At 37.3% G+C, this 10,125-nt stretch carries 4 protein-coding genes; all 4 read right to left on the bottom strand.

The annotated features are described in order from the left end of the window. Positions 1-152: 152 nt before the first annotated feature. Complete coding sequence (locus tag CBF35_RS08040) at positions 153-4,895, bottom strand: 5'-nucleotidase C-terminal domain-containing protein (RefSeq protein WP_170174751.1); 4,743 nt, start codon at positions 4,893-4,895, stop codon at positions 153-155. 310 nt (positions 4,896-5,205) lie between these two features. Next, positions 5,206-6,240 carry an AI-2E family transporter gene (locus tag CBF35_RS08035; protein ID WP_126779903.1) on the bottom strand — a complete coding sequence of 345 codons (1,035 nt, stop codon included), beginning with the start codon at positions 6,238-6,240 and terminating at the stop codon, positions 5,206-5,208. 144 nt (positions 6,241-6,384) lie between these two features. Then, positions 6,385-8,148 (bottom strand): acyltransferase family protein, encoded by a 1,764-nt coding sequence (locus CBF35_RS08030; protein WP_170174750.1) that lies wholly within the window; start codon positions 8,146-8,148, stop codon positions 6,385-6,387. A gap of 254 nt (positions 8,149-8,402) precedes the next feature. Continuing rightward, positions 8,403-10,052, bottom strand: coding sequence for a protein O-GlcNAcase (locus CBF35_RS08025; protein ID WP_170174749.1), 1,650 nt, complete (start codon positions 10,050-10,052; stop codon positions 8,403-8,405). Positions 10,053-10,125 lie beyond the last annotated feature (73 nt).

The following is a 10,125-nucleotide window of genomic DNA, read 5'->3' as shown; positions in this document are numbered from 1 at the left end:
TTTAAACACCGCATTCTAATCAGTTTTAAAGTGACACAAAAAAGCAACTTCACCATTTCTGATGAAGCTGCCTAAGTAACTATTTATTCGACTAAATTTTAGCCATCCACACAATTTGACGTAGAGCCGATAATTGTATTTTAACATGCTTATTATTGACTTAATTCATTCGTTTCCCGTTTTAAATACATAGAGTAACCAACTAAAACGAGTCCGATACTAACTAATCGGAAGACTGCTTTCTCTTCCCCAGTTTGTGGTAAATACTGACTACCACCAGGTTTGTTATTATGATTGCCGTTGTTACCGCCAGAATTGTTAGTCCCTTTAGCTTTAGCAACGGTCACTTCTCTCGTAATACTAATGTCAGCTATCGTGAAATCTAAAAGTAAGACGCTGTTAGCTTTCAAGGCTTTAGTCACTTTCAAACTGAAGCTTCCGTCTTTATCAGCAGTTGCTGTACCTAAAATCACTTGCTCAGCTGTTTTCAGTCGGTAATTAACGACTGTTCCTGCTAGTGTCTTACCAGTAATCGTTTGATCACCAACTGTGACTGGGTTAACGCTTGTCTCTTTTTCTAAAAGCTTTTTAGTTATATCCAAAGGTTCAGTTATGGAAACTTCGCCGACTTTAGCAGATTTTTCAACTGTTGTCTCTTTTAAAGTAAAGGCAAGAGTAACTGTTTGACCGGCTTCTAGACTTTCCTTCAATTTTAACTGATACTTACCATTCTTGTCTGCTGTGGCAGTAAGTGGTATAGCACGGACTTTAGCAGTCGATCCGTAAGTCACTGTCGTACCAGGCAATGTTTGACCTTTAATAACTGTATCACCAGCAGTTAACTTGCTAATACTTGAAGCTTTTAACAATTTTTCAGGATCTTGAACTTCACCAGGGTCAATTGGTTTTTCAAGAACATCCGTCAGGATCGCTACACTGACTTCCCCAACTGTCACAGTAATTGTAATTGGTGTTGCTGCAGTAATCTCTTGTTCTAAAGTTAACGTGAACTGACCTTTTTCATCGGCAGTAGCTGTCACCTTTTCACCAAAACTAAGAACTGCTTTTGGTAAGGTTTTACCAGTAATCACACTATCACCAACTGTGATTGGATTAATCTTAGTCGCTTCACGTAATTGTTCTTCTGTGACTGGCGTTTCAGGTACTTCAGGTTCAGTTGTTGCTAATTGTTTCCGATCAGTAGCTGGTGCAGTAATTTTCTCACCGGCTTGTTCTTTCAATTCAAAGTATTTAATGAAAGTATTTGTATCAGTATCCATAGCTTGCAAGAGTTTACCTTTCGTAAAGCTAGCGAAGCCATCGCCACCACCTAATAAGAAATCATTAATAACGATGACGTATTTTTGTTCCTCATTAATTTTATTTCCTTTGGCATCAGTGACTGTCTCAACTTTAAAACCAGTTTCATCTTTCGTATAAGTCATTTTCATGCCAGCGATTTGTAAGAAATAATGTTCCTTGCCAACTGGGTGTTGCTCATTCAAGGCACCGATCAAATCTTTCCCTGAAATTTCAACTAATTGTAAAATATTACCAAACGGTTGAACTAGTTGGGCTGCTCCCCAAGTAATATCGCCGTTTGCTTTAACGTTTAAATCAGCACGAATGCCGCCGTTATTAGTTAAGGCAAAATCAACCTTAATAGGTTTACCTGCTTCATCAACATATCCGCCATTTTGAGCCATATATAATTGAGCATCCGTGACTAAGTTACCAACTGGTGACTCACTATGCTCAGTACTTGCTTTAGCAATTAGACCTGCTTCAGCAGTTGTAGCATCAGCTGTACCAACTTTTTCTTCTGTGACTGTTTTAACTAATTCATTAGCTTCAGCAACAATCGCCACTATTTTTTCATTCTTAGTTTCAACTTCCGTTGTAGGTTTAACTTCTGCTGTTGGTGTTTTAACGAAATCTTGAGTTTCAAGATCAAGTTCACCTTTTAAGTCGATGTAAGCTTTTCCTTGTGAGGTACTTTGAACAACTCTAACGTCATTTTTAGGCCCTTTAATTACACCATTCGTAAATTGGTGATTGTGACCAGCAAAAACGATATCAACACTGTTATCTGGATCTAAGTCATTGACACGAGCCATGACATCAGCAACTTCCCCTTTAACTACTTCTTGACTACTTGTAGCCGCTAAGTGGGAAACGATGACAATCGCATTGACACCTTGATTTCTCAACTCTTGAGAATACTTAACGATTGTGTCAGCTTCATCTAAGACATCAAATTGTTCGTGGTGTTGTTTTAGCACTAAGTTCGGAAACTCCGTTGTCACAATTCCAATGTAACCAACTTTAACTTTTTTAGTGCCCTCACCGTATTCTTTGACGACATATGGTTCGAAGCCATAAGGGACTTCGCCTTTTTCGCCATGGTCACCCTTAGCTTTATTCACCACATTGGCAAGGACCACATCCATAGTTGATTTTTCCCGTGGGTAGTTATCAACAATTGAATTGAACTGACCTTCCACTGGTTTTGTCCCATTTAAAATCCGTTTAAATTCAGCTAACCCTTGATCGAATTCATGGTTCCCGATCGTCCCTATGCCAAATTTCATTTCATTGAAAATACGAATCGTTGGCTCATCTTGTAATAAGGCTGAGTTAGCAGGACTGGCACCAACTAAGTCACCAGCTTGAACTCGTTCCGACACGCCATTTTGATTCTCAGTTAAGAATTCTGTCGTTGCTTGATCTAAATGAACTGCTAAATTAGAAGCTCGGCCGACCTCTTCATATTTTTTACCATCTAAGTAGGCCGGTCCGGTGACATCGATAGCGCCGTGGTAATCATTTAGACCTAACATTTGAATTGGCACTACATTCTCATTACTCGGCGTTACTAATTGTTTCCGATCAGTAGCTGGTGCGGCGATTTTCTCCCCAGCTTTTTCTTTCAATTCAAAATATTTAATAAAAATATTTGTATCAGTATCCATGGCTTGTAAGAGTTTGCCTTTTGTAAAGCTAGCAAAGCCATCGCCACCACCTAATAAGAAATCATTAATAACGATGACGTATTTTTTCTCTTCATTAATTTCATTTCCTTTAGCATCAGTGACTGTTTTAACTTTAAAGCCAGTTTCATCTTTCGTATAAGTCATTTTCATGCCGGCGATTTGTAAGAAATAATGTTCCTTGCCAACTGGGTGTTGCTCATTCAAGGCACCGATTAAGTCTTTCCCTGAAATTTCAACTAATTGTAAAATATTACCAAACGGTTGAACTAGTTGGGCTGCTCCCCAAGTAATGTCGCCATTTTCTTTAACGTTTAAATCAGCCCGAATCCCGCCGTTATTAGTTAAAGCGAAATCAACCTTAATCGGGTTACCTGCTTCATCAAGATATCCGCCATTTTGGGCCATATATAACTGAGCCTCAGTAACTAAGTTACCAACTGGTGACTCACTATGTTCAGTACTTGCTTTGGCAATCAGACCTGCTTCAGTTGCAGCTTGATCAGCAGTACCAACTTTATCTTCGGTGACTGTTTTAACTAATTCATTGGCTTCCGCAACAATGTTAACTATTTCTTGATTTTTATTTTCTAATTCTGTTGTCGGTTTAACTTCCGCCTTAGGCACTTCAGCAAAGTCTTTTGTTTCAACGTCCAGCTCTCCTTGAAGGTCGATGTACGCTTTCCCTTGTGAAGTACTTTGAACGACTCTGACGTCGTTTTTCGGACCTTTAATCACGCCATTTGTAAATTGGTGATTATGACCAGCGAAGACTACGTCGACACTGTTATCTGGATCTAAGTCATTGACACGACCCATGACATCAGCAACTTCCCCTTGAACTACTTCTTGACTACTTGTAGCTGCTAAGTGGGAAACGATGACAATCGCATTAACCCCTTGGTTTCGTAACTCTTTTGAATATTTAACAATAGTTGCCGCTTCATCTAACACATCATACTTTTCGTGGTGTTGTTTCAGCACTAAGTTAGGAAACTCCGTTGTTACAATCCCAATATAGCCAATTTTAACCGCTTCTTCACCTGAGCCGTATTCTTTGATTGTATAAGGGGAGAATTCATAAGGAATTTGACCTTGATCGCCGTGTTCCCCATCGGCTTTATTCACCACGTTGGCTAAGACGACTTCCATATTAGAAGCTTCACGTGGGTAGTTGTCAACAATTGAATTAAACTGACCTTCTTTAGGAGGAACGCCATCTAAAATTCGTCTAAATTCCCCTAAACCTTGGTCGAATTCGTGATTACCAATTGTCCCAATCGTAAATTTCATTTTATTGAAAATTTTAATTGTTGGCTCGTCTTGAAGTAAGGCTGAGTTAGCAGGACTAGCCCCAACTAAATCCCCACCTTGAATCCGTTCACTGCTGCCATTACTGTGTTTTTCTTTAAATGTCGCCTCAGCTTGATCTAAATGAACTGCTAAATTAGAAGCTCGCCCAACATTTGTAAATTTGTCGCTTCCTAAGTAGGCCGTTCCGGTGAGATCGATGGCACCATGATAATCATTTAATCCTAATAATTGCACTGGAATCGTCTTTTTATCTGTTTCTTCTTCACTGTCACTTGTTGCAGTTTCAGTACTGGCCTTTGTTGTTTTGCTAGTAGCTCCTAAACTAGCACTAGCTGACTCACTTGAAGGCAAGCTTTGGCTTGAGACTGCTTCAGATGAACTAACTGATGTTTGTTCCGTAGTTGACAGACTCCCACTTGTTTCAGAATCTTTGGGTTCCTGAGGGGCGTCAGAGTCTTTCGTGACGACCTCTTCAGCCAGTGCCGCCGATTCTTCTGTTGCTCCTTGAACAATTGGTGCTAGTCCAACGAAGTTAGCACTTAGTAGAACTAAGACTAAAAAGCGACTTGACATATTTTGCCATTTTTTCAATACACACACTCTCCTTATGTTAATATTCAACCAAATTAATTCTAACATTCAAGACAGAACCTTGCAATATCATATAGTAGTAAAACGCTTAATCATCATTCCTATAAAATTTAAAGCCCTTTACAAACGCTAAAGACGAACGTTAACTTGTGGCTAGTTTATCAAACTGAAATATTTAAGGCGATAATTTAAAATCTCGCAATTAATTTTTGATAAAGTTCCTTTTCCTTTATTATGAGAAAACGCTAACATTTTCATCGTTTTTTAATAAAAGAGCAACCGCAGCCTCTTTAGGTTGCGATTGCTCTGTTTATTTTTTAAGTATTTTAGGTAATTTATGTTTTTCAATCGACTTGACTTCTAATAAATCAAGTAAGAAGACAAAAACAGGAATCCCGATAACTAAGCCCCAAACTCCGAAGAACTTTTCTGAAAACATCAAGATAATAAAAATGTAAAAGACGGGTAAATCGGTTTTACTACTCATTAGTTTAGGATTTAATAAATAAGATTCTAACATATGAATCACAGCGATCATTAATAGAACATAAATAACATCTTGAATTCCGCCAACTGAGTACCCTAGCAAAGCTAAGGGAATACAAGAAATAATGACCCCGGCAACTGGAATTAAACTAAAGACAAAAATCATTAAGGCCAGACTTAGTAATTGAGGGAAACCCATTAAATATAAACCAATTGTCGTTAAGAAAGTGTTGACTAAGGCAATCATAAACTGAGCTTCCAAAACAACGCCGAAAGTATTCGTAAACTTCTTACCTAAGTAAGCCACGTCTTGGCTAAACAAACTAATTTTACTCGATAAAAACATTTTACTGAAACTCTTGACCCATTCTTCTTCAATACTGAAAAAGAAACTTAACACAAAGGACATAATAAAAGTCATCCCCATTGAACCAATACTCGTAATGTAATCAAAAAGGACTTTCACCCCTGAAGAAATTTGGTCTTTAATTTCTTTAAAACTAATGTTTTGACCAATCCATTCTAAAACGGAATTACCAGACATTGGTTGCTGATAAAAATTAAAAAGAGATTCGATTGTTGTCATAGTTTGAGTAATTAACTTCGGTACATAGATTGTTAACGCGAAATATAAGAAAACCACAATTAAGCCATAAATCATTATAGCCAGCAGTTTTTTAGGCAGTTTACTCCATTTATGAAGCACGCCTACTAAGCGGGTTATCAAATACGTCAATATAAATGTTAATAAAATCAAACTAATAATTTCTTTAACTAGAAATAAAATACTACAAATTACTAATAATACGGCAGTTCGTCTTAAACTGTCGTTTTCTTTAAATTTTTCCCAAAGATTCAAATTACAGCCTCCATTGATCATTTTCTCTCACATTATCTCATACTAATTGAATATAACAAGGAAAATTCATGATTTTTTTCACTAAAATTAGCCATTTTAAGGTAAAAATAACTAGACAGCCATTATAAACTGTCTAGTTACTCCTTATTTTAATTGGATATCATAATTCTCTAACCCGTCAGTGACTAACTTCGTATAAGCATTAACTCCTTCACCAGGCTCAAGATGGATGCCATCTTCTGCTAATAAAGCCGGATTATTAATCGCTAAACTATACCAATCTAATAACAAACGCTTGTCTTCGTTAAGGGTTGCTTCTGCTAATAAACGATTAACATCTTTTTCCCAATCGCGAGGCACTCGAGTATTAATGATCATCACATGGGCCTTCTCAATTTTTTTCAAAAAGCTTTCTAATTCTTTAGGTTCAAAGGGGCTATTAGAACCTAATTCTAAAATAAGTAACGCCTTATCGTGATTGATTTTCATGTATTTCTTTTCTAATAACTCACTAGCATCTACTAACTGACGACCAATTTTGCCATCGATAACAATTCCCGGCACCGCTTTAGTTAATGCTTCTTCAGCACCACTAATAATCGAATCACCGATAACTAAAATATCTGTGATAACTGGTTTACTGACTTCTGAACTACTAGTTGTCGATTCTTCGATAACAGGTGCTGGCGGTTGGACATTTTTTTTAGGAGCCACTAAAAAATAACTAGTGCCACCTAGAACAACCCCAATTAATAAAACACTGGAAGCCAAGACTGCGACCAAAGGGTGACTTTTAAGCTTAAAAGTTTTAAGCTTTTTAAGATAATTCTTTAAGCCCTCTTTACGAATCGGTTCTTCTAACCAGCGGAAAGAGAATTCTGATATTAATAAAGTTAAGAGTAATTGTAAGCTAATCAAGAGAGGTTGAAAGGTGCCAATTAACTTTACTGGTGTCGTTAAGGCGATAATTGGAAAATGCCATAAATAGATACTGTAAGACCGTTGGCCAATCCAGATTAACCATGGATGACTAAAATAAGCACCCATCCGCGTAGTTGGTAAAACTAAAGTTGTCACTAAGATGATTGTTAAGACTGCAACTAAGACAAAACCGCCACGATACAAAAAGCTTTGATATTCATTCAGAAGCATCGCTAACATAATTAAACCGACTAAGGAAAGTAAACCTAACCCATCAAATAGTTCTCGAGTTTGGCGACTAATAGTTGGCGGTAAAATTGTATAAGGCCAAATGAAGCCTAAAGAACAACCAGCTAAGATCGTGAATAAACGAGTATCTGTACCGTAATAAACCCGATCAATTCCAGAATTTCCGTACAGCACAGCCATTAGCAGTGCTGAGAGAATACCTACACCAATAATTATTTTTAAAACATGTTGCCGTTTTTTTAATAGTTTTAATAAACCAAACAGAACAAGCGGCCAAAAGAAATAGAACTGACCTTCGATCCCTAAAGACCAAAGATGTTTAAATGGACTAGGACTACCAAAAGTATCAAAGTATGGAATTTCTTGAAAAATTGCCCACCAGTTATTAACTTGTAAAATCCCTGCTAGGCCATCGCCCCAACTTTTACTAAAAACCTTTGGATAAAAAAGGAAACTGATTAATAAAATCACTACAACCATGACAACTAGAGCTGGCAATAAGCGGCGAAGCCTTTTTAACCAAAATTCTTTAAAATTAAATTCACCTGACTTTTGCCATTCTCGTAATAAACCTGTTGTAATTAAATAACCTGACAAGAGGAAAAAAATGTCAACTCCAATAAATCCACCGCGCCAAAATGGTAACCTAAAATGATAACCTAATACAAAAATAATTGCTAAAGCTCTTAACCCATCAATACTAGGTAAATAACTTTTCGTTTTTTCTGAAGTTGTCACAAAACATTGCCTCCTGCATCTGAAATCGTCACACACCCCTTTTGGTTTGTTGCGACATATTACATTCTAGCATGTTTTTTACAAACATGTAACAACAACGTTTCAATTAATTCGTAAGAATTTATTAATAATTGTTTTTTCGTTTTTTTGTCATCTTAAAGACATATAAAAACATGTATTGTAAAGAAAACAGCGAATTATTCGGAGGTTTTTTAACAAAAAAAGATCATTCGTGCTTTTTTCAGATAGACACTCTATCTAAAAGTCTTATCTTGCCAATAATTATAATAATTAAGGGGGATATTCGTCCCGATAATGACTGGCTGTTGAAGTAACTCCCCTAGTAATTTTTCTTGTAGGGCCAGATCTTCCTTTATAATTCCTTGCCAAAATTCCCAGTCTAACAGAATTCGTTGTAACCACGGTGCCAACTCTTTTAAAAGTCCCTGGTTAGGTAATGTTTTTAATTTAAGAGCAGCTTCTTGTAATTCTTCAATTTCTTTCGTTAACTCTTTGAAATTTTTAGCCTGAATGGCCATTTTTAAAGGTAACGTTAAAGGTTCTTTCAGATATTTGTTAGGGTTATGTTTAATAAACACTGCTAAAGCAGATACGAACTCCTTTGGTACGAGTTTTTCTAATAACATACGCCAGTCCTCACTCCCTTTTTTATGTTGTGGAAACCATAAAAATTGGGCCATACTTAAAAGTGTCACTTTCGATAGTTCCCATTGAGGCATCGGATTAGCTACGACCCCTTTGACTAAATACGTTCCTTGACCAAGCTTTGGGCTGCGATTACTATAAGGACTTAGAAAGACTTTTTGAGAATCATTTTGATAATCATTAACAGGCACATTGTCCCAAATAATCAGCGGGCGCTGATAAATGTTTGCAATATTTTCCAAATCTGCCGTCGTAATCTGAGTTGCCAAAGTTTCTGGACCAGTCCAAAAGAAAGGGATTTCTAGTGGTAGACAACTGCTTAGTTCCGCTAAGTAAGGTGAGTCTAACTGGTTATCGTATTCTGTAGGACAGACGACTAAGGTGTAATCAACTAAGTTCGCTTTTAAAAAATTGTTAAGATGGACAGTTAAAAAGGCTTGGGCTTGAGCGGCTGTCTGGAACCTTTTTTGCCCTTCCTTCCTTAAGGTGTAGTCAATATCATCTAAAAGCAAGCCAAAATGTCTGACGCCGATGGCGATTAACTGGCTTAACTTAGCTTCTAATGCCAAAAGGTCTTGAGAAGCGTTAAAGTTAAGATCGTTGCCGGGGCTAATCATGTAGTAAAAATCAATTAGTTCAATTTCTGCCAGTTGATTCAGTTCCTTTAAGTCAGCTAAAGCTTGATCGTCGTAAAGCTCTCGCCATAATTTTCGTTGTTTTAAATCATCTTTTGGTCCGTACATATAAGTATTTAAGCGATTGGCTCCTAAAAACTTTAAGAGATCTAGCCGCTGAAACTGTGACCACGGTTCGCCGTAAAAACCTTCAATCACCCCACGAATGTCGAGTTCAACTTCATGATTAATCGTGATAAGGGGGACATGAATCGCCGTATCCGTGATGATTAGCAAGCTTTCCAAGGCTTCTAAGGCATAGCGTAAGCCGCGAAAATTATGGGTGGTGATTGTAATCTGTCCTTGCTCATTACTAGTTAAGCGAAAGCTGTCTCCTGATAGTTGCCGGTCGTAGTTATGAGTCAAAGTTAAATCTGCCTCAACATGGTCATGGCTCTTCAGCCAGCTAATAGTTCGGGGGTTCATAAATCTTTTGACTGTCTCGACCCCTTGAAAGCGAAAAAAATTCCCTTTAAAACAAATAGTTAGTTGTTGCTTTTGAAATGACAAATACTCGTGACGAGTATATACTTCTTGATAATCTAAAGGTATTCCTTGGTCCATTTTATCGACACCTCTCACTTGTCCGTTATTATTAACAAAAAACTGAGACATGTCTTTTCAAAACTGGCTTGAA

The sequence above is a fragment of the Vagococcus salmoninarum genome, from assembly GCF_003987495.1.
Taxonomy (GTDB): Bacteria; Bacillota; Bacilli; order Lactobacillales; family Vagococcaceae; genus Vagococcus_D; species Vagococcus_D salmoninarum.
Note: the sequence above shows the minus strand (reverse complement) of the source record. Positions and strands in the feature narration are given on the sequence as shown.